General features: G+C 73.1%; 19 protein-coding genes. 11 read left to right on the top strand and 8 right to left on the bottom strand.

What is annotated here, in order from left to right; translation table 11 throughout:
• Positions 1 to 411, top strand: coding sequence for a hypothetical protein (locus tag AC07GB_RS28235; RefSeq protein ID WP_478850231.1), 411 nt, complete (start codon positions 1 to 3; stop codon positions 409 to 411).
• Between the two features lie 22 nt (positions 412 to 433).
• On the opposite strand, the gene AC07GB_RS28230 is transcribed toward AC07GB_RS28235, so the two are convergent.
• On the bottom strand, positions 434 to 1,351 hold the full coding sequence (locus AC07GB_RS28230) for a glutaminase (protein ID WP_478850229.1): 918 nt from the start codon (positions 1,349 to 1,351) through the stop codon (positions 434 to 436).
• A gap of 325 nt (positions 1,352 to 1,676) precedes the next feature.
• Here AC07GB_RS28230 and AC07GB_RS28225 point away from each other — a divergent pair, with 325 nt between their 5' ends.
• The 5 genes from AC07GB_RS28225 to AC07GB_RS28205 are packed head-to-tail and all read left to right on the top strand — an operon-like array spanning position 1,677 to position 9,355.
• Positions 1,677 to 5,339 (top strand): nitrate reductase subunit alpha, encoded by a 3,663-nt coding sequence (locus tag AC07GB_RS28225; protein WP_478850314.1) that lies wholly within the window; start codon positions 1,677 to 1,679, stop codon positions 5,337 to 5,339.
• The gene (narH, locus tag AC07GB_RS28220) at positions 5,339 to 6,973 is read left to right on the top strand and encodes a nitrate reductase subunit beta (RefSeq protein ID WP_478850227.1); all 1,635 of its coding nucleotides are present in this window, start codon (positions 5,339 to 5,341) and stop codon (positions 6,971 to 6,973) included. The genes AC07GB_RS28225 and narH overlap by 1 nt, the downstream gene beginning before the upstream one ends.
• Positions 6,970 to 7,599, top strand: a complete 630-nt coding sequence (narJ, locus tag AC07GB_RS28215; RefSeq protein ID WP_478850226.1) for a nitrate reductase molybdenum cofactor assembly chaperone — start codon at positions 6,970 to 6,972, stop codon at positions 7,597 to 7,599. Before narH ends, narJ begins: the two co-directional genes overlap by 4 nt.
• Positions 7,596 to 8,345 carry a respiratory nitrate reductase subunit gamma gene (gene narI, locus AC07GB_RS28210; protein WP_478850224.1) on the top strand — a complete coding sequence of 250 codons (750 nt, stop codon included), beginning with the start codon at positions 7,596 to 7,598 and terminating at the stop codon, positions 8,343 to 8,345. The genes narJ and narI overlap by 4 nt, the downstream gene beginning before the upstream one ends.
• A complete protein-coding gene (locus tag AC07GB_RS28205; RefSeq protein WP_478850222.1) occupies positions 8,342 to 9,355 on the top strand; it encodes a tellurite resistance/C4-dicarboxylate transporter family protein in 1,014 nt (337 codons plus the stop codon). Before narI ends, AC07GB_RS28205 begins: the two co-directional genes overlap by 4 nt.
• Before the next feature lie 84 nt (positions 9,356 to 9,439).
• Here AC07GB_RS28205 and AC07GB_RS28200 read toward each other — a convergent pair whose 3' ends face one another.
• Positions 9,440 to 9,919, bottom strand: coding sequence for a MarR family winged helix-turn-helix transcriptional regulator (locus tag AC07GB_RS28200; protein ID WP_478850220.1), 480 nt, complete (start codon positions 9,917 to 9,919; stop codon positions 9,440 to 9,442).
• A gap of 224 nt (positions 9,920 to 10,143) precedes the next feature.
• Here AC07GB_RS28200 and AC07GB_RS28195 point away from each other — a divergent pair, with 224 nt between their 5' ends.
• Entirely contained in the window at positions 10,144 to 10,920 is a 777-nt protein-coding gene (locus AC07GB_RS28195) for a helix-turn-helix domain-containing protein (RefSeq protein WP_478850218.1), read from the top strand.
• A 150-nt stretch (positions 10,921 to 11,070) separates the two neighbouring features.
• Complete coding sequence (locus tag AC07GB_RS28190) at positions 11,071 to 12,192, top strand: protein TolB (RefSeq protein ID WP_478850216.1); 1,122 nt, start codon at positions 11,071 to 11,073, stop codon at positions 12,190 to 12,192.
• Between the two features lie 3 nt (positions 12,193 to 12,195).
• On the opposite strand, the gene AC07GB_RS28185 is transcribed toward AC07GB_RS28190, so the two are convergent.
• Positions 12,196 to 13,167 carry a helix-turn-helix transcriptional regulator gene (locus AC07GB_RS28185; RefSeq protein ID WP_478850214.1) on the bottom strand — a complete coding sequence of 324 codons (972 nt, stop codon included), beginning with the start codon at positions 13,165 to 13,167 and terminating at the stop codon, positions 12,196 to 12,198.
• Positions 13,168 to 13,235: 68 nt separating this feature from the next.
• Positions 13,236 to 13,607 carry a winged helix-turn-helix transcriptional regulator gene (locus AC07GB_RS28180; RefSeq protein ID WP_478850213.1) on the bottom strand — a complete coding sequence of 124 codons (372 nt, stop codon included), beginning with the start codon at positions 13,605 to 13,607 and terminating at the stop codon, positions 13,236 to 13,238.
• Positions 13,608 to 13,699: 92 nt separating this feature from the next.
• Here AC07GB_RS28180 and AC07GB_RS28175 point away from each other — a divergent pair, with 92 nt between their 5' ends.
• A complete protein-coding gene (locus AC07GB_RS28175; protein WP_478850211.1) occupies positions 13,700 to 14,539 on the top strand; it encodes an SDR family oxidoreductase in 840 nt (279 codons plus the stop codon).
• 31 nt (positions 14,540 to 14,570) lie between these two features.
• Here the strand turns inward: AC07GB_RS28175 and AC07GB_RS28170 are convergent, their stop codons facing one another.
• Together AC07GB_RS28170 and AC07GB_RS28165 are read right to left on the bottom strand one after the other, a co-directional pair.
• Positions 14,571 to 15,806 (bottom strand): GNAT family N-acetyltransferase, encoded by a 1,236-nt coding sequence (locus AC07GB_RS28170; RefSeq protein WP_478850209.1) that lies wholly within the window; start codon positions 15,804 to 15,806, stop codon positions 14,571 to 14,573.
• Positions 15,803 to 16,801 (bottom strand): ATP-grasp domain-containing protein, encoded by a 999-nt coding sequence (locus AC07GB_RS28165; protein WP_478850207.1) that lies wholly within the window; start codon positions 16,799 to 16,801, stop codon positions 15,803 to 15,805. Before AC07GB_RS28165 ends, AC07GB_RS28170 begins: the two co-directional genes overlap by 4 nt.
• 164 nt (positions 16,802 to 16,965) lie before the next feature.
• Between AC07GB_RS28165 and AC07GB_RS28160 the strand changes: the two genes are divergently transcribed.
• On the top strand, positions 16,966 to 17,661 hold the full coding sequence (locus AC07GB_RS28160; RefSeq protein WP_478850205.1) for a class I SAM-dependent methyltransferase: 696 nt from the start codon (positions 16,966 to 16,968) through the stop codon (positions 17,659 to 17,661).
• A gap of 15 nt (positions 17,662 to 17,676) precedes the next feature.
• On the opposite strand, the gene AC07GB_RS28155 is transcribed toward AC07GB_RS28160, so the two are convergent.
• Together AC07GB_RS28155 and AC07GB_RS28150 are read right to left on the bottom strand one after the other, a co-directional pair.
• A complete protein-coding gene (locus tag AC07GB_RS28155; RefSeq protein ID WP_478850203.1) occupies positions 17,677 to 18,087 on the bottom strand; it encodes a RidA family protein in 411 nt (136 codons plus the stop codon).
• Between the two features lie 154 nt (positions 18,088 to 18,241).
• A complete protein-coding gene (locus tag AC07GB_RS28150; protein ID WP_478850201.1) occupies positions 18,242 to 18,877 on the bottom strand; it encodes a hypothetical protein in 636 nt (211 codons plus the stop codon).
• A gap of 395 nt (positions 18,878 to 19,272) precedes the next feature.
• Between AC07GB_RS28150 and AC07GB_RS28145 the strand changes: the two genes are divergently transcribed.
• Positions 19,273 to 19,962, top strand: a complete 690-nt coding sequence (locus AC07GB_RS28145; protein ID WP_478850199.1) for a M15 family metallopeptidase — start codon at positions 19,273 to 19,275, stop codon at positions 19,960 to 19,962.
• Positions 19,963 to 19,968: the final 6 nt, after the last annotated feature.

Here is a 19,968-nt window from a genome sequence, read left to right as displayed (position 1 = left end):
ATGAACGACACACCGAACCCGCAGGCGCAGCCCTCGTCCCCCGACCTGGTGCACGTGGTGCTCAGCGACTGCTCGGCCGCCGACGCGGACGCGGTCTTCGGCGCCCTGTGCACGCATTTCCGCGGCGACCGAGGGGAGGACGCGCCCCGGCAGACCGAGGCGACACGGCCCGCCGTGTGGACCGGCTCCTTCCTGGCCTCCCAGGCGCCGGGCCCGGTCCCCGGAGTGCTGCTCTCCGGGCCCGTGACCGCCGACCTCCAGGGCGGCCCTGCGGCGGTGGGCCGCCTGCGCGCGGTGCTCGAAGGGGCCTTCAAGGCCACGGCGGAAGGCACGGCGTCGGGCGACCAGGAGGTGCAGGTCCAGCTGCGCCTGACGGGCGCCGACCGGGGGGCGCCGCCCGCCGGGGCCTGAGCGGAGGAGCCCCCCGGCACGCTCAGAAGACGGAGAGCCCGGTGAGTGTGGTGAAGCGGTCGAGCGCGGCGACGCCCGCCACGGAGTTGCCGCGCTGGTCGAGCCCGGGGCTCCACACGCACAGGGTGCAGCGCCCGGGCACCACGGCGATGATGCCGCCGCCCACGCCGCTCTTGCCGGGCAGGCCCACGCGGTGGGCGAAGTCACCCGCGGCGTCGTACGTGCCGCAGGTCAGCATGACCGCGTTGACCTGCTTGGCCTGGCTGCGGGTCAGCAGCGTCGAGCGGTCGGACCGTATGCCGTGGCGGGCGAGGAACCCGGCCGCCAGGGCGAGGTCGGCGCAGGACGCCTCGATCGAGCACTGGCGGAAGTACTGGGCGAGCAGTTCCGGCACGGCGTTGGCGATGTTGCCGTAGGACGCCATGAAATGCGCCAGGGCGGCGTTGCGGTCGCCGTGCTCGGTCTCGCTGGCGGCCACGTGCTCGTCGAAGGTGAGGCGGTCGTTCCCGGACTCGGCGCGCAGGAAGTCGCGCAGCACTCCGGCCGCGTCGCCGGTGAGGCTCTGGAGGCGGTCGGTGACGACGAGGGCGCCGGCGTTGATGAAGGGGTTGCGCGGGATCCCGTGCTCGTACTCCAGCTGCACCAGCGAGTTGAACGGGTTGCCCGAGGGCTCCCGGCCCACGTGCTCCCACAGCAGCTCGCCCTCCAGGCTCAGGTCGAGCGCGAGCGTGAAGACCTTGGTGATGGACTGGGTGGAGAACGGCTGCTGCCAGTCGCCCACGCCGTACACCGTGCCGTCCAGCTCGGCGACCGCCATCCCGAACCGCCGGGGGTCGGCCGAGGCCAGCGCCGGGATGTAGTCGGCCGGTCGGCCGCGGCCCGGAAGGCGCTGGATCTCGTCAGCGATGCGGTCGAGGACCGGCTGGAGGGTGGGGGACACGCGTACTTGCTCCGTGTTCGTGCGTCTTGCGGTGGGGCGTCAGTACCTTACGGCAGCTCACGGACGGAAACGATCAGGGCCGCGGGCGCCGCCCGGAGCCCACCTCCACCTGGGCCGTTGCGACGTGCGGGGAACGGGTGAGCGATCACCTGCTGAACCATTGCAAAGAGCAAGAAAAATAAGTTCTAAGTACAACCAACTGGCCGAAAAATGGTCCACACCACACCCCGGGCAGGAGCACTCTGACCCTCGATCGATGAGGTGTGTGCCGATGTGACCACCGCCGTCGGCACCGCGATGCCCGAGGGGAGCCCGCGACATGGGCATGGCACGAGGCAGGGCGAAGGCGGAGCGCGCCGCGGCGGACGCCGCCGAGCGGCTGCTCGAGATCGGACGACAACTTCAGCGGGCGCCCACGACGCCGGAGGGCCGGGCGGTCTTCCGCTCCGGCCAGAGCGTCAACGACCAGCCCTACCGGGAGCGTTGGGCGCACGACAAGGTGGTCCGCTCCACGCACGGGGTGAACTGCACGGGCTCCTGCTCGTGGCAGGTGTACGTGAAGGACGGCCTGATCACCTGGGAGACGCAGGCCACGGACTACCCCTCCACCGGGCCCGACCGGCCGGACTACGAGCCGCGCGGCTGCCCGCGCGGAGCCTCCTTCTCCTGGTACACCTACTCGCCCACGCGCGTGCGCTACCCGCTGGCCCGCGGCGTCCTGGTGGAGATGTTCCGGTCCGCCAAACGGAGGCTCGGCGACCCCGTCGCGGCCTGGGCGGAGATCACCGAGGATCCCGAGCGGCGGCGCCGCTACCAGAAGGCGCGCGGCCACGGCGGCCTCGTGCGCGTCAGCTGGCAGGAGGCCCTGGAGATCGCGGCAGCCGCGTACGTGCACACCCTCCGCGCGTACGGCCCCGACCGGATCGCCGGGTTCTCGCCGATCCCGGCGATGTCGATGGCCTCGCACGCCGTCGGCGCCCGCTTCCACGCGCTGATCGGCGCGCCCATGCTGTCCTTCTACGACTGGTACGCGGACCTGCCCGTCGCCTCGCCCCAGGTCTTCGGCGACCAGACCGACGTGCCCGAGTCCGGGGACTGGTGGGACGCCGCGTATCTGATGCTCTGGGGCTCGAACGTGCCGGTGACCCGCACCCCGGACGCCCACTGGATGGCCGAGGCCCGCTACCGGGGCCAGAAGGTCGTCGTCGTGTCGCCGGACTACGCCGACGCGACGAAGTTCGCCGACGAGTGGCTGCACCCGCACCCAGGGACCGACAGCGCGCTCGCCATGGCGATGGGCCACGTGATCCTGCGCGAGTGCTTCGTCGAGCGGCAGGTGCCGTACTTCACTGACTACGTCAAACGCTTCACCGACCTGCCGTTCCTGGTCACCCTGGACGAGCGGGAGCAGGGCACGTACACCCCGGGGTCCTTCGTCACCGCCGCGGACGCCGACCTCGCGGGGGAGGCGCACGCGGACGCGCGGCGCTGGATGCCCCTGCTCCTCGACGCGGTGACGAGCGCCGCAGTGGTGCCGGGCGGCACGCTCGGCGACCGCTGGAGCAAGGGCGGCGAGGGCCGCTGGAACCTCGACCTGGGTGACCTCGACCCCGTGCTGAGCCTCCTCGGACACCCGGGCGCCGGGACCGCGACGGTGGTGCTTCCCCGCTTCGAAGAGGCGGGCGCGGGCATGACGGTTCGCCGCACCGTGCCCACCACCCGCGTCGGCGGCCGCCTGGTGACCACGGTGTTCGACCTGATGCTCGCCCAGTACGGCGTGGCACGCGAGGCGCTGGACGGACAGCCGCCCTTCCCCTACGAGGACGCCTCGACGCCCTGCACCCCCGCCTGGCAGGAAGCCGTCACGTCGGTGTCCGCGGGAGCGGTGGTGCGCGCCGCGCGGGAGTTCGCCCGCACCGCGGAGCAGACCCGGGGCCGCTGCATGATCGTGATGGGGGCCGGGACCAACCACTGGTTCCACTCCGACACGATCTACCGCTCGTTCCTCTCGCTGCTGCTGCTCACCGGCTGCCAGGGCGTCAACGGCGGCGGCTGGGCCCACTACGTGGGCCAGGAGAAGGTCCGCCCCTACGCCGGCTGGCAGCAACTGGCGACCGCCTCCGACTGGGCCCGCCCCTCGCGGCAGATGGCCGGCACCCCCTACTGGTACCTGCACACCGACCAGTGGCGCTACGACCGGACCACCGCCGACGCCCTCGCATCGCCGACCGGACCCGGCGCGCTGAGCGGCCTGCACACCGCGGACCTGCTCGCCCGCTCCACCCGGCAGGGCTGGATGCCCGCCTACCCCACCTTCTCGGCCAACCCGCTGACCCTGGGGCGGCGGATCCGTGAGGCGGGAGCCGACCCCGGCCCCTGGGTGGCCGCCGAGCAGGCGGCGGGCCGCCTCACCCACGCCTTCCAGGACCCCGACGACCCCGCCAACTGGCCCCGCGTCCTGACCGTGTGGCGGGCCAACCTCATCGGCTCGTCGGCCAAGGGCAACGAGTTCTTCCAGCGTCACCTCCTCGGCACCACGGACAACGCGAGCGCCGCCGAAGTCCCGCCCGACGACCGGCCCCAGGACGTCACCTGGCGCGACGAGGCCCCCCGCGGCAAGCTCGACCTGCTGCTCGCCCTCGACTTCCGCATGACCTCCACCACGCTGTTCGCCGACCTCGTGCTGCCCGCCGCCACCTGGTACGAGAAGCACGACCTGTCCAGCACCGACATGCACCCCTACGTGCACGCCTTCTCCCCGGCGATCAACCCGCCCTGGCAGGCCCGCACCGACTTCGAGATCTTCCACGGGCTCGCCGCCGAGGTGTCACGGCTCGCCCACGGCCGCCTGGACGTCGCCCACGACCTGCTGGCCACCGCCCTCCAGCACGACACCCCCGGCGAGGCGCCACCGCCGGGCCCCACCGGACCGCAGTACACGCTCGTCGAGCGCGACTACCGGACCATCGCCGACCAGCTCGCCGCGCTCGGCCCGCTGCCCGACGAACAGGGCATGCAGGTCAAGGGAGTCACCGTCCGCACCACCCCGGAGAGCCGCTGGCTGACGGCCCGCTGCGGCACGGCCACCGAAGGACCGGCCAGGGGCCGGCCCCTGCTGGACACGGACATCAAGCTGTGCGAGGCGATCCTGGCCCTCTCGGGCACCACCAACGGGCGCGTCGCCGCTGAAGGCCTGCGACAGCTCGCCGAGCGCTGCGGCGGCGACAGCGGCCTGGAGGAACTCGCCGCGTCCGTCGCCGAACGGCGCGTCGTCTTCTCCGACACCCAGGCCCGGCCCGTGCAGGTCAGCGCCAGCTTCGAATGGTCCGGCAAAGAGGCGTCCGACCGGCGGTACGCGCCCTTCACCATCAACACCGAACACCGCAAGCCCTGGCACACCTTCACCGGACGGCAGCACTTCTACCTCGACCACCCCTGGATCACCGAGTTCGGCGAACAGCTGCCCGTCTACCGGCCACCCCTCGACCTGGCCCTCCTCGGCGAGCAGCCCCCCACCGACGGCGACGGCACCTCGGTGACCGTGCGCTACCTGACACCCCACTCGAAGTGGTCCATCCACTCCGAGTACCAGGAGAACCTCCTGATGCAGACCCTCGCCCGCGGCGGCCCGGTCATCTGGATCAGCGTCACCGACGCCGAGTCGATCGGCGTGGCGGACAACGACTGGATCGAAGCGGTCAACGCCAACGGCGTGGTCGTCGCCCGCGCCGTCGTCTCCCACCGGATGCCGCCCGGCACGGTGTTCATGTACCACGTGCAAGAACGCCTGGTGAACGTCCCCAAGTCGGAGCGCACCGGACGCCGCGGCGGCGTCCACAACGCCCTGACCCGGCTCCTGATCAAACCGACCCACCTCATCGGCGGACACGCCCAGCTGTCCTTCGCCCCCAACTACTACGGCCCCACCGGCAACCAGCGCGACGCGGTCACCGTCATCCGCCGCCGCTCCCAGGAGGTGCAGTACTGATGTCCCGTGACGACGTCACTGTCGGCCGCTGCTTGGCACAGGTGGCGATGGTGATGAACCTCGACAAGTGCATCGGCTGCCACACCTGCTCGGTCACCTGCAAACAGACGTGGACCAACCGCTCCGGCACCGAGTACGCCTGGTTCAACAACGTCGAGACCCGCCCCGGCCAGGGCTACCCCCGCGGCTACGAGGACCAGGACAAGTGGAAGGGCGGCTGGCGGCTGGGGCACGGCCGTCTCGTGCCGCGCAGCGGCGGCCGGGCCCGCCGCCTCGCCCGGCTCTTCGCCAACCCCGAACTGCCCTCCCTGGACGACTACTACGAGCCGTGGACGTACGACTACGACAACCTGATCACCGCCCCGCTGGGCGACGACGTCCCCACGGCCGCGCCGCGCTCCCAGATCGACGGCCGCCCGACGTCCGTGACCTGGGGCCCCAACTGGGACGACGACCTGGGCGGCGGACCCCAGCACCTCGCGGCCGACCCGGTCCTGCGGGACCTCAACGAACAGGTGCGCCTGGAGTACGAGCAGGCGTTCATGTTCTATCTGCCCCGCATCTGCGAGCACTGCCTCAACCCGTCCTGCGTCGCCGTGTGTCCCTCCGGCGCGCTGTACAAGCGCATCGAGGACGGCATCGTCCTCGTCGACCAGGACCGCTGCCGCGGCTGGCGCATGTGCGTCACCGGCTGCCCGTACAAGAAGGTCTACTTCAACCACACCACCGGCAAGGCAGAGAAGTGCACCCTGTGCTACCCGCGCATCGAGGCCGGGCAGCCCACCGTCTGCTCCGAGACCTGCGTCGGCCGCCTGCGCTACCTCGGCGTGATCCTCTACGACGCCGACAAGGCGGGGGAGGCCGCCGCCACCCCCGACGAGAAGGACCTGTACCCGGCGCAGCTGGACTGCTTCCTCGACCCCGCCGACCCCCGGGTCGTGGCCGCGGCCGAGGCGTCGGGCATCCCGCACGACTGGATCACGGCCGCCCGCCGCTCCCCGGTGTACGACCTGATCAGCCGCTACAAGGTGGCCCTGCCCCTGCATCCCGAGTACCGCACGCTGCCCATGGTCTGGTACGTCCCGCCGCTGTCCCCGGTGGTCGAGTCCCTCACCGCCACCGGCCACGACGGCGAGGACCCCGCGAAGCTCTTCGCCGCCATCGACTCCCTGCGCATCCCCGTCTCCTACCTCGCCGGCCTGTTCACCGCGGGCGACCCCGCGCCCGTCGAGGCCGCGCTGTGCCGCCTCGCCGCGATGCGCACCCACATGCGGCACGTCAACCTCGGCGAGGAGCAGGACCCGGGCATCGCCCGCGCCGTCGGCATGGACCCCGGGGAGATCGAGGCCATGTACCGGCTGCTCGCCCTCGCCAAGTACGACGAGCGCTACGTCATCCCCACCGGCTACCACACCACCGCCACCGGGGACGAGCCGGACGGTTGCAGCCTCGACCACGACCACGGCCCCGGCATGTACGACGCCGACGCCTTCCACACCCCGCTGCCCGGCACCGAAGAGGCCGAGCCCGAACACGCCGGAACCTCGCTGCGCGGCCGCGTCAACCTCCTCAACTGGAACGGAAAGGGCCGCCCCGCGGGCCTCTTCCCCGGGCCCGACGGACACCAGGCATGAACGAATCACGCCTCGTCCACCAGGCCGCTTCCCTGCTCCTGCGCCACCCGGACGCGGACTGGTCGCACCGGCTCCGCGCGATCACCGACGCCCTCGGCACCGCCCCCAGCAGCCGCACGCAACCGCTGCTGCGGTTCTGCGAGGCCGCCGCCGACGTCCCCGTGCTCGACCTGTCCGCGCGCTACGTCGCCACCTTCGACCGCAGCCGCAGGCGCACCCTGCACCTGACGTACTACACCGACGGCGACACGCGCCGCCGCGGCCGGTCCCTGCTGCGCTGGCAGGACCTGTACCGCGCGCACGGCTGGCGACCGCCCGCCGACGAACTGCCCGACTTCCTGCCCCTGGCCCTGGAGTTCGCCGCGCGCTGCCCCGAACCCGGCCGCACCGCCCTGCGGGAACACCGCGCCGCCCTCGAACTCCTCCGGCTCGCCCTGCGCGACCACCACAGCCCCTACGCCGACGTCCTCGAAGCCGTCTGCCGCACCCTGCCCGGCGCCTCGCCCACCGACCGCGCCGCCGCGCTGCGCCTGGCCCGCACCGGACCGCCCACCGAGACGGTCGGACTCCCGCCGTTCCCCCGACGAGCCGTCCCGCACCCGTACGAGGAGGAGACCGTCTCGTGAACCACCTGCACACCACCCTGTGGGGCGTGCTGCCCTACCTCGTCGTGGCCGTCATGGTCACCGGCACCGCGTGGCGCTACCGCTACGACCGGTTCGGCTTCACCACCCGCTCCAGCCAGCTGCACGAGAGCCGGCTGCTGCGGATCGGCGGGCCCCTGTTCCACTTCGGCCTGCTCTTCGTCATCGCCGGACACGTCATCGGCCTGCTCATCCCCGAGGCCTTCACCGACCGCGTCCACGTCCACGAGTGGCTCTACCACGCCAACGCGCTGCTCGTCGGCGGCGTCGCGGGCATCGCCACCCTGGCCGGGCTCGCCATCCTCCTCTACCGCCGCCTGCGCGTGCCCGCCGTCCGCGGCGCCACCAGCCGCAGCGACCGCGCCGTCTACCCGCTGCTCGCCGCGGTGATCCTGGCCGGGATCGCCGCCACCGCCTCCACCGCGCCGCCCCACCACTACGACTACCGGCTCGGCGTCTCCGTGTGGGTCCGCTCCCTGTTCGCCCTGGACCCCGACGTGCCGGCCATGTCCCACGCCCCGCTCGTCTACCAGACACACACGCTGCTCGGCATGGCGCTGTTCGCGCTGTGGCCGTTCAGCCGCCTCGTGCACGCCTTCACCGCCCCGGTCGGCTACCTGGCCCGCCCGTACATCCTCTACCGCTCCCGCGGCGCGGGGCACGTCCCGGTGACCCGCACCGCCCCGGCGGTCTCCCCGCGGGCACGGGACACCGCGGCGCGCCGGTGAGCCACGGGCTCCGGGTCCGTGACCGGTGCCGGCCGCTGCGCGAGCGGTGCCGGTCGCTGCCCCCGGCGTGCTTCGCGCCCGTCATGGCCACCGCCATCGTGTCCCGGGCCCTGCACGAAGCCGGCGTCCGCACCGCCTCCACCCTGCTCTTCACCTTCGCGTGCGCGCTGTACGCCTGCCTCCTGGTGGCCTCCTGCGCCAAGGCCCTGTGGCACCCGTCCGCGCTCAGGTCCGAACTCGCCGACCCGGCCCGCGTGTTCGGCCACTTCACGTTCGTCGCCGCCTCCGGCGTCCTTACCACCCGCCTCGGCCACGGCCCCGCACGCGGGACGGCGTACGTCCTCCTCACCCTGGCCGGAGCGGCGTGGGTGGCGCTCGCCCGCTGCCTCGTACGCCTCCCACGGGCGGCCGCGCGCGAGGCCGACGGCACCTGGTTCCTGGCCACCGTCGGCCTCCAGTCACTCGTCCTCGGCCTCACGAGCCTGCCGCAGCGCCACGTCCTCCTGCCACCCGCGCTCGCCCTGTGGTGGGGCGGCGTCCTGCTGTACGCGCTCACCGCCACCGTGCTCGCCCGCAGACTGCTGCGCCACCCGCCCGACCCCGCGCGCTGCACCCCCGCGTACTGGGTCGCGATGGGAGCCGCGGCCATCAGCACCCTCGCGGGCACCCGACTCCACGACCACGACGACCTCTTGCCGCACGCGCTGCGCGGCACGCCCGCCCTCGCCGTGCTCGTGCTCTGGGGCTGGGCGACCGCCCTGATCCCGCCGCTGCTCGCCACCGGCTGCTGGCGGCACTTCCGCCACCGCGTCCCGCTGGCGTACGAACCCGCCCTGTGGTGCGTCGTCTTCCCCGTCGGCATGTACGCCACCGCCACCGCGCGGGTCACCGCCACGCTGACGCCCCACGCCCCGAGCGCCGCCGTCCACCTCCTCGCGTGGGTCGCGGCGGCGGTATGGCTGACGGTCCAAGGCCACGCCGTGGCGTCGCGCAGCCCCGTCCGCCCGTGACCCCGACGGCGGCGGACCCGCGCCGGTGCGAGGGACAGCGGGGGAGCCACCCGGGTGCGGAGGGGCAGGGAGCACCCGCCTGCCTCAAGGAGCCACCCGCCGGAACTCCTCGGCGGGCTCGGGCACATGGACGGAGCGGTCACCCGCCACCTCCAGCAAGGCCCGCAACCCCGCCACCAGGCCTGACCGCGCCTCGGGCGGCACCGCCTCCACGAGCCTCGCCACCTCCCGGCGCCGGTGCCGCAGTACGCGCGCCACCAGGGCAGCGCCCGACGGCGTCAGTGTGAGGATCACCTCGCGCCGGCTGTCCGGGTTGGCCCGGCGGTCCACGAGTCCTGCCGTTTCGAGCCGTACCACCGCACGCAGCGCGGTCGACGCGTTCACCCCCAACACTTCGGCAAGCTCGGCGAGTTTCACCGGGCCGCACCCCTCCAGGGCGACCATCGTCCGCAGCTGCGGCAGCGAGAGCGACTCGTCCACCTCGGCGAGCGCCCGCGCCGACATGCCCATCACCAGGCGCGATGCCGCCATCACCACGGCCACCACGTCCTCTTCCTCGCCCACCGCTGCGCCTCCACCCCCGGGGGCCCGCCCCGCCGCTCCGGTCACGGCGGCCGGCAGCGAGCCCCTCACCGGACCATGGCAAGACCGTAGGGCATAGGCATCGTGGCCGGATCAGGACGCAGCGGCCCAGCGCACTCCTGGCGCCGGGCCGGACCGAGCCTAGGGTGGCGGCGGAGCGGAGCGAGAGGCAGCCCGAACGTCTCAGCGGAGACCGAGGAGGGACCATGGGCCACGGCCAGACACCGCCCCCGGGCGGTGGGGGTGAACCGCCGTCCGGGCGCGGGGTGCTGGAAGGCGCGTTTCTGCTCCTGGAGGAGCTGGCCCGGGCGGGCGAGGCCGGACTGACCGGCCTCACGCACGCCACCGGGCTGCCCAAGACCACCGTGCACCGGCTGCTCGACCAACTCGCCGCGCTGGGCGCGGTGGAGCGGCTCGACGACCGCTACCGCATCGGCGCGACCGTGGCCCGCCTGGGCCGCTCCTGGAACACCCATCGCGGCCTGGAGAGGAGCGCGGCGCTGCCACTGCGGCACCTGGCCTCGGTGACCCGGGCGACGGTCTGCGTGACCGTTCCGCACGCCGGGCAGATGACGGTGGTGACCGGGATCCCCGCGGCCGCCCGGGAGTTCTTCCCCCACCTGCCGGGCCAGACGCTGCCACCCGACAGCGCAGCCGACGTGGTCTTCGCCGCGGCGACCCCGATGTCCGCCGCGCCGCCGCAGGGCCACTCCGCGGGCCAGTGGACCCGTCGCCTGCGCAGGGCACGCGAACAGGGCGCGGACGTGCACCAGTACGAGTGGGGAGGCGAGCGCTCCTGCCTGGCGGTGCCGGTGCACGCTCCCTCGGGCGAGGTCGTCGCCGCCGTCGGCGTGGCCGTCGTGGACACGCGCCGCCTCGGCACCACCGTCGAGGCCGCCCAGCGGGCCGCGCGCATGCTGAGCACGAGCCTGGCACGCGCACCCCGGGCCGGGACGCCCGAAACACCCGACACCCACCGCTGACGGCCTCCGGAGCCCTCCTCGGCAGACACCTGGGTGCCCCAGGCCCCTCACGGCGTACGCAACGCGTCGGATTGACCCCTGCCGGAGGGTGCGCTTGGTTCCTGGAAGGCCCTCGGCGTCGGGCCGGGGGGAACACGCTCTGGGGGGAACATGCCCTTCGCCGGACGCGTCCGCTTACCCGCCGTACGCGCGTTACGCATCCGCACGACCCTCGTCGCGGTCACGGCGGCCGGCGCCGTCACCGTCACCGCGCTCCCCGCGACCGCCCAGGCGGCCGCGTCCACCAGGGTGCACGCGCCGAGCGTGGTGCGCGTGTCCGTCGCCGCCGACGGCACCGAGGCCGACAACGGCTCGTCCCACGCCACCCTGTCGCGCGACGGCGCCTTCACCCTCTTCCACAGCGCCGCCACCAACCTCACCCAGGAGCCCGCACCCCGGCCGCCCGGTGCCGTGCATCTCCGCGACAACGCGACCGGCGAGGTCGAACGGATCAGGGAATCTCTTCAGGATCCCGCCGTCAGCGACGACGGGCGGTACGTCACCTACCTCGGCTGGGGCAGCCACACGGTCAAGGTCAAGCTGCTCGACCTGGAGACCGGGCAGACGCGGATGGTCAGCAGCGGCCCGTCCAAGGCCGGGTCCGACAGCGCCACCATGAGCGCCGACGGCCGCTATATCGCCTTCACCCAACACCCCGACCATCCCTCGGTCCCGTACCGCGTCGACGTCCACGACCGCGTCAACGGCACCTACGAGACCGTGAGCGAAGGCCCGCCGATCTCCACCCGCGACATGGAGGACCCCTCCATCAGCGCCGACGGCCGCTACGTCGCCTACCGCGACGCGGGCACCGGTGAGGTCTGGCGCTACGACCGCGACCAGCGCTCCCGCGTCCGCGTCGACGACGGCGGCTCCAGCGATCTGGTCCAGCTCAGCGGCAACGGCCGTACCGTCGCCCTCAACACCACGGACGGCGCCTACGTCCGCGACATACCCACCGGCGTGACCACCCGCCTGCCCGGCAAGCGGGCCGACGCGCTCAGCCGGAACGGCCACCAGGTGCTCTATCAGAGCAACGACCCCGTGGCGTACTCCGAACTCCGCCTGCGGCACGTCCCGAGCGGCCGTGAGACCGTCGTCCACGGCCACGCGAGGGCCGTCCCCGGAGCCATCGCGGGCCAGGACCGCCTGGTCTTCGACAGCCCCGACGCCGACATCGTCCCGGGCGACACGAAGGGCAAGGCCGACATCTTCCTGTGGCGGGCCGCCTGACGGTCACCGGCGGGCCGCGGTGTCGGAAGGCAGCTCGGCGAAGCGGTCGCGGTACGCGGCGGCGAAGCGGCCGAGGTGGCGGACGCCCCAGCGGCGGGCGATCGTGCCGACGGGGTCGGTGGAGGCGAGGATGTCCTCACGGACGCGGTCGAGCCGCAGGGCGCGGACGTAGGACAGGGGCGGAAGGCCGAGCCGGTCCCGGAACGCCGACGTGAGGGTCCGCGGACTACAGCCGGCGGCCCGGGCGATGTCGCCGAGGCCGATGCGCTCGGCGAGGTTCGCCTCGATGAACGCGAGGGCCGCGCGTACGGCACGCGGGTGCGCGGGTCGCGGGCCCGCGCGCAGCTCGCCGGTGTGCGAGTGCGGCTGGGCCAGGAGCAGGGCGGTGACGATGCAGCGCAGTTGCATGCCCTGGAGTTCCGGCCGCTGGAACTGCGGGTCTGCCGAGTCCAGTTGCTCGAGCAGGGAGTGGATCACCAGCCGTACCGCCCGGCCCTTGGCGTCGTCCAGGCCGAGAGCGAAGTCGAAGCGCACGGGGGTCACCGGCGGACACCCGGTGAGCGCGGTGAACTCCTGGTCGACCAGAGCGGCGCCGATCCGCAGCCCCACGAACCGCGTCCGGGCGCCCAGGGGCCGCAGCTCCTGGGTGTCCCCGGGGTTGACGACGCCCGCCGTCGCCTCGTCCAGGGTCGCCCGCAGAGCGCCTCGCGTGGCCGAGATCTCGCCGGACACCCCGAGGTTGACGAAGTAGGAACCGCGCCCCCGGGCCGAGGCGACGTGCACCTCCAGCGGCGAGGCGAAGTAACCCACCGCGAAGTCGCGGGCGGCCACGCCGCGCAGTTCGTGACGACCGCCGCGCAGCCCGTCCAGGGGCGACGCGGTGACCGCGCCGCCGAAGAGCCGGGTGGCGGCGTTGAGCAGGTCCACGGGGTTGTGGGACGCGGTGATGCGGTGGTTCCGCAACGGCTCCGGCACGGCGTTCCTCTCTACTGGACCGCACGGGGCACCGCCGGGCCCGCCGCCGTACGGACGCCGTGGGACCACTAGTCCGCGCCGCGCGGCGGCAGCCGCTGTGTGATCCGGTCGAACAACTCCGTCAGCGGCTCGCCGATGTCCTGGCCGAACTCCGTGAGGCCATAGGTGACCTGGGGCGGTGTCGTCGGCTCGACCTCCCGCCAGACCAGGCCGTCCTGGACCAGCGCGCGCAGTGTCTGAGCGAGCATCTTCTCGCTGACGCCCCGGATGCTGTCGCGCAGCTCGTAGAACCGAAGCGAGTTGCTCCGCAGGGCGATCAGCACCCAGACGCCCCATCGGCTGGTCACGTGGTCGACCACGTCGCGCGCGGGGCAGTCGGTGTGAAACACGTCATACCGAGGGCCCGCCTCGGTCTGCGTCAGCTGCGCGCCTTCCGTCATGTCCGGAGCTTACCTCTGGGTACGTCCTTACGAAGAGTGAGCCCGGCTCCTAGCGTCAACCGCCGTAGCGCACAACGGGCGAGGAGCAGAACATGATCGTGGTGACCGGGGCCACCGGAAACGTGGGCCGACCCTTGACGCGGGTCCTGGCCGAGGCGGGCGAGCGGGTGACGGCGGTGTCGCGGCACGCGACGGAGATGCCGGACGGGGTCCGGCACGTGCGGGCCGACCTGGCAGACGCGGAGAGCCTCGCCCCCGCTCTTGAAGGGGCGAAGGCGCTGTTTCTCCTGCTGTCCGGCGACCTGCACGGGCCGGACGCCAGGCCGGCCGACATCATCGACCTGGCCGCGGCCAGTGGGGTCCGCCGGGTCGTCCTGCTGTCGTCGCAGGGGGTGGGAACCCGGCCGCTGGGCCCGTCGCGGATCGCGATGCGCGCGGTGGAGGACGCGTTGAGCGCGTCCGGCCTGGACCGGGCCGTCCTGCGACCGGGCGGCTTCGCCTCCAACGCCTTGGGCTGGGCGGAGTCCGTCCGTACCCGAGGCACGGTCGCCGCACCCTTCGGTGACGTCGGGGTCCCGGTCGTCGACCCGGCGGACATCGCCGAGGTCGCGGCGGCCTGCCTGCTGGACGACCGGCACGCCGGCGGGGTCTTCGAGCTGACCGGTCCCGAGGTGATCACGCCGCGGCAGCAGGCCGAGGTCATCGCCGCGGCGCTCGGCTCGCCGGTGCGGTTCCACGAACTCACCCGCGCCGAGGCCAAGGCCGAGATGACCCGGTTCGTGCCGGAGGAGCTGGCCGACGACACCCTGGACATCATCGCCGACCCGAACCCCGCCGAACTGCGCGTCAGCGCGGACGTGGAACGAGTCACAGGGCGTGCCCCGGGCCCCTTCAGCGGCTGGGTCGCCCGCAACATCGACGCCTTCCGCTGAGGTCACGCACGCTCGGGCGAGTGCGCCGCGGTCAGTACAGCAGGTAGAAGCTGAGCAGATCCGCGGTCAGCGGCGGGAAGAGTGCCTGGAACAGCTCCTCCCGCGCGGCGTACACGTCGGGCCGGATCCGGGCCAGCCCCTTGATCCCGTGCGGGCCGAACAGCAGGGCGGGCAGCTGGTCGGGTGCCACCCCGGCGCCGCCCACGGCCCTCGGGCCCTGCATCGGGCCGCCGGTCACCACCGGGCCGAGGCCCCCGGCCAGGACCGGGATCCGGTAGTGGGCGCCGAAGGTGGACACGACGATGTCACGGCCGCCGAAGTCCACGCCGGCCGCCGCGAGCCGCTGCTGGAACAGCGGCCGCAGCCGGTCGAGGAGTACCGCGACGTCCGGGACGCGGACGTAGTACTGCTCCGCCTGCTCGCGCGGCTTGTGCTCCAGGAACTCCTGCCAGGCGGCGGCGGTCACCGTACCCGGCCGGTCGACGACGCGGACCTGGCCCTCGGGGGCCAGGGCGGCGACGCCGCGCAGCAGTTCCCGCGCCGCCGCCTCGTCGCGCGCGGCGGCCTCGGCGAGGACCAGCCTGCCGCCCGGAGGGCTGGTGCGTGCGGTGGCGACGACGGCACCGGCCCGCTCGAGGACCCACAGCTTGCTCGCCTCGTGCCCGAGAAGCCACCGCCAGCAGGCGGCCGAATGCGGCATCGCCACGTCGAACCCCTCCTGGGCCGCGTCCTGGAGGGCCGCCATGGCGGGGACGTCGTCGGGACCGGCGGCGCGGAGCGCGGGCGCCCCCTCACCGGGCGGTGGCGTGCGCAGGGCCAGGGTCTGGGGGACGTCGATGGCGTACTCGTAGCCGAACCGCCGGTAGAAGTACGGGATCCCGATCATCGCCTGGAGCACATGGCCCCGTGCGGCGGAGCGTTCGTGGGCCCAGCCCATGAGCGCCCGCACGAGCCCGCGCCCCTCGTACTCCTTGTCCGTGGCGACCAGTTCGACCTGGCCGGCGGGCAGCCGGACGCCGCCGACGCGGATCTCCTCGTCGAGGAGCGTCGCGGTGGAGACGACCCGGTCGCCGTCGACGACCACGGCGCACGCGGACCACCCGGCGTCCGGGTCCCCGACCACCAGGCGGTGGTCGAGGGCGTCGGCAGGCGCACCCCGCTCGGCGAGAAGCGCGCCGATCTGATCGAGGTCCGCGGGGCGGGCCTGCCGCAACGTGAGGCCGTCGGCCGACGGAACGGCAGCACGCGAGTTCATGATCGTCGTCACAGCCGGACTATCGCACCGCCGGATTCGGCCCGTCCATCGAGTTTCTTCCCCCGGCTCCCGCGCCGGGCTGCCAGGCGACGGCCGACGCAGGCGGTGATGGCGGGGACGACCTGCCCCATCGCGGGACGCCAGCCCGGGACGGAGTTGACCTCACAGATGGTGTAGGTGTCCGCGGAGGCGAACAGGAGGTCCACCCCGGCGATGTCCAGGCCGAGGGCGCGGGCCGCTGCCACCGCCAGCTCCTCCGCGCGCGGGTAGCGCCCCCGGCACAGCGCAGCGGAGCCGCCCTTGGCGATGTTGGCGGTGAGACCGCCGTTGCCTGAGGTGTGCACGACGGCGTCCACCGGCTCACCGTCGACCACGATGACGCGCAGAGTACGACCGTGGGAATGGGCCACGTGCTCCTGGAACAGGAACGGGACGTCCTGCTGGAGGCTGCCCGCCACCGCGCGCAGCAGCCCGGTGTCGGGAGCGAGGAACACCTGCGTGCCCTTGGAGCCGCTGACGGCCTTCACCACGCACGGCCCCTTCAGCTGGGGACTGCGGACGACTCCTTCGAGCGGCGCGGTGGCGTAGGAGAGGGTGTCGGGCACCGGCAGCCCCGCCAGGGCGAGTTCTTGCAGCTGCCAGATCTTGTTGCGGCTGCTGAGGTGGGCGTCGACGCCGTTGACCAGGGTGCTGCCCATCCGCTCCAGGTGCCGGAGCAGGGTCACCTCGCGGTCGTCGCGCATGGGCCCGGCCACCTGGCGTACGCACACCACATCGGGAGCGGGCAGCTCCGCGCCGCCCAGGGTGCGCAGCACCAACCGGCCGCCCTGGACGCCGAAGAGCAGCTCGTCGGTGTGCCAGACCGCGAAGCGGTCACCGTGGACGGCCGCGAGGGCGTCGGCGAGGTCACGCGTGGACCTGCGCAGCGCGGTGGGGTGCTGGCGCACCAGCATCCACACGTGCGCGGGCGCCGCGATCACCGGGCGGGTACGGTCCTGTGGCTCCACACTGGCTCCTCGTCTCGACGCCGCCCAGGTGGGAGGGCGGACCGGCAGGGGCCAGTCTCACAGACGGCCGGGCGCCCGCCGGGCGCCCGGCAGCGGCGTGGCCGGGACGTGGCCACTTCGGACCTGTCGGGCGGCCGGGCCCTGACACCTGCGAGGATTCCCGGATGACAGCTGAGACCGCGTACCACGGTGAGATGGGCGAGCAGTTCGCCGCGCAGGCCACGGACAGCGCGTACAACGCGCACACCGACCGCCCGGCCATGCTGGAACTGGCCGGTGAGGTGCGGGGGCTGCGGATCCTCGACCTCGGCTGCGGGGCCGGGCACTACGCCGCCGAGTTCCTGGAGCGGGGAGCCGCGCACGTCACCGGTGTCGAGGGCAGCGCGTCCCTGCTGGCCGCCGCGCGGGAGCGGGTCGGCGACCGGGCCGAGCTGCACCAGCACGACCTGGAGGAACCGCTGGCCTTCCTGCCGGACGAGGCGTACGACGTGGCCGTGATGGCTCTCGTCTACCACCACGTCGAGGCGCGCGGGCAACTGCTCGCCGAGATCCGGCGCGTGCTGCGGCCGGGCGGCACCCTGCTGGTCTCCACGACCCACCCCACCAGCGACTGGACGTACTTCGGCGGGTCCTATTTCACGGACGAGCGGGTGGAACTGCCGTTCGGCACGCGGTTCGCGCTCACGTACCGGCGGATGACCCTCGAGGTCTTCCTCGGTGAACTGCTCGGCTCCGGCTTCGCCTTGGAGAAGCTGGTGGAGCCGAGAGCCACGGAGGAGGCCCGGAGGGCCGATCCGCGCCGGTACGAGAAGACCCACAGTCAGCCGCTGTTCCTGACCGTCAGGCTTCGCCGCCCGTGACGACTGCCGCGACGGCTACGCGGCGGGACGGACGGCGACCGCGTCGACCTCGAAGAGCATGCCCGGCAGCGCGAGCGAGGCGACGCCGCTGAGCGTCTGCGCCGGGAGGCGGTCCCCGAAGCGGGCGTGGAGCGCCTTGCCGAGCGCACCGAGCTTGTCCACGTCGTGGTCCACGATGTACGTGCCGAGCCGGACGACGTGCTCGAAGCCGAGACCCACCCCTTCCAGGGCCGAGTACAGCCGCTCGAAGGCCAGGTCGACCTGGGAGGCGAAGTCACCCGGCACCGGGGCGCCGGTGGCGTCGGACGCGTACTGACCGCCGATGAAGACGAGTTCGCCCGGCGCCGACGCCGCGTGGCTGTAGCCGAAGGGGGTCGGGTCGTGGAGCGTGCCGGGGTTGGTGATAGTGCGTGCGTCGTTCGTCATGTCCTGGCGATCCTCTGTGGTGGATGGCCGCCATGCGGTGCGAAGGCGGCACTTGTGGGGAGCCGAAGCGGCTCCCCACCTGCTGGAACGTTCTGGGTGAACGCCCCGTGCCGGTCCTCGCATTCCGCTGGACAGAACATTTCAGGACCGGACTTCAGTCCTTCGACTCCGACTTCTCGGCGCCGGCGGCGCTGTCGGCACTCTCGGCGGATCGCTCCGCCTGCTCGGCGGAGTCGGGCGTGCTGTAGAAGACGGAGTTCTTCTGCCGGGTGCGCTGGGCCTGGCCCTTGGCGACCAGCTTCTCCAAGGTGGTCCGCACGACCGTGGTCTTGATGGTGCGGTCCGGGTGGCCCTGGGTGAGCGCGGTGGTCACCTCGGCGGCCGAGCGCGGTTCGGTCTGCTGACCGAGGTGGGACCGCACCAGCTCGATGAGGGTGGGCCCCTCGGCGGGCTTGGCCTTGGCCTTGGCCTTGCTGACCACGGCCTTCTTGCGCGGGGCGCGCTTGGTGCGGGGCGCGGACTCACGCGGGGCGGACTCACGCGGCGCGGGCACCCGCTCCACGCGGGCCGCGCCGGCCTGTCGGACGGAGGCCGCGGCCCCCTCGTCCAGCAGCTGCTGCATCTTCAGCAGCAGCTCGCGGTCGCGCTGGAGGGCACGCAACTGCTCCTGCAAGGACTGTACTTCGGTACCGATACGTTCCTGCTCGGTGGAGTTGCGCTCGAGGTCCGCCGCGAGCTGCGCGGCGTAGTGACTCTCGAGACCGGTCGGTGTGGTGAGGGCATCAGACATGACGTCCACCTCTCCTGAGTGCGAACGGGGTGTCGGCGGATCCTACCCGCATGTTTCTCGCCATGATCCCGCTCGGTCGGCGCGACTTGGTCCGGCGACCGGTGCGCGGGGCTCATGAGCGTGACACCCCATGGCTCACCACGACACCGTTCACCAGGTGGGGCAGGCAGGACATGGCTGCTTCCCTACCCAGGTGCCGCCCGTGTACCCAAGCCGGGCCGCCGTACTCCGGGTTGGACCCGCGTGCCCCGCAGGGATGGGGCGACGCCCGCGCGGTTGACCCCCCGTGGACGCAACGTGACGGTCACCAGGGCGATGAGCCCGTGGGTGACCGTTCGACGGGCCCTGCCCCGAAAGCCCTTCCGGGCGCGGGCCTCCTGAGGGATCATCGCGTGATGACTGAGATCATTCTGATGTCGGACGCGCGAGTCGCCGCGATACCCGTCGCCGAGTGCGGGGAACGGCTCGTGGACGTACGGCTCGACGGCGCCCTGCGCGTCGACGACCGCGAGCAGGACCCGGCGGACGGCTTCACCCACCTGCGTTCGACGGACGCCTACGCCCACCTGCGCGCGGGCGTGCTGGAACGCCTGCTGAAGGCCCAGTCGCTGCTCCCGCCCGACGTGCGGCTGCTGTTCGTCGAGGGCTACCGGCCGCTCGCGCTGCAACGCGCGTACTTCGAGGAGTACGCCGACGAACTGCGGGCGCGGCACACCGACTGGTCCGCCGAGCGCCTCCACGCGGCGGCGAGCCGGTACGTGTCACCGCCGCAGATCGCCCCGCACAGCGCGGGCGCGGCCGTCGACCTCACCCTGGCCGGCGCCGACGGACGCGAGCTGGACCTCGGCACCCGCATGAACGCGGACCCCGAGGAGAGCGAGGGCGCCTGCTACACCGACGCCCCGAACATCAGCGCCCAGGCCCGCGCCCACCGGGAGCTTCTCGGCTCGGTGCTCACCGCCGCGGGTCTGGTGAACTACCCCACCGAGTGGTGGCACTGGTCCTTCGGCGACCGCTACTGGGCCCTGCTCACCGGCGCGGACGCGGCCCTCTACGGCCCGACGGAACTCACCCCGCCGGTCTGATCGCCC

This window comes from Streptomyces sp. NPDC045778 (genome assembly GCF_056431945.1).
This window is presented reverse-complemented; position numbering and strand designations above follow the sequence as displayed.